The 711-nt window shown below is 53.7% G+C and carries 1 protein-coding gene and 1 pseudogene; both read left to right on the plus strand.

From position 1 onward, the window contains the following. Positions 1–233, plus strand: a pseudogene (locus B7L72_RS18675) (apolipoprotein N-acyltransferase); the annotation flags it as partial. A 53-nt stretch (positions 234–286) separates the two neighbouring features. Then, a partial coding sequence (locus B7L72_RS02450) for a LysM peptidoglycan-binding domain-containing protein (protein WP_139788430.1) occupies positions 287–711 on the plus strand: 425 nt, incomplete at its 3' end.

Raw genomic sequence — 711 nt, forward strand, 5'->3', positions numbered from 1 at the left:
CCAGTAATGGCGTGACGGCCATCATCGATTCACAAGGTCACGTCACAGCCCGTGCCCCACAGTTTGAACAGGCCAGTTTAACGGGCGAGGTGACCCCGATGCAGGGCCTAACTCCTTTCACACGCACCGGTAGTGGCCCCGCTTGGATACTCGCTGCGGTGCTGACACTGCTCGGGTTACAACTGAACTTATCTCGATCAAAAAACGACGCATTAGATGAAAAAGGAACCTAGCGATGCTCTTGGCAAAGAACGCAGCAATACTTAAGAGATTCCTCCCATGGCCAATGCAGATCGGCTTCATCGTGAGTGTGATGGTTTCGTTTCTGGCATGGCTCCCTGTCGCCATGGCGGCACAACCTTCCACTGCCCAGGAGACGGAATGGCCCAAGGGGCATTACCCGCTACCTGAGGAAGGCAATATTATCGGAGAGGCTGACACCTTCATCGTGAAGAATTACGAGGATACTCTGATTGATATTGCCAGACGTCACAACCTTGGCTACCAGGAGATTGTACGTGCTAACCCAGAGGTCAGTATTTGGGTGCCCGGAGTGGGTACTGAAGTAACCATTCCAGGACGCTTCATCCTGCCGAATGTCGAGCGTACTGGGGTCGTCATCAATATCGCCGAGCTGCGGCTTTACTACTACCCAGATGTCAAAACCGGTGAGACACCGCGCGTTGAGACCTATCCTATCGGCATCGGTCG

This window comes from Halomonas sp. BC1 (assembly GCF_002078135.1).
GTDB classification, from domain to species: domain Bacteria; phylum Pseudomonadota; class Gammaproteobacteria; order Pseudomonadales; family Halomonadaceae; genus Vreelandella; species Vreelandella stevensii.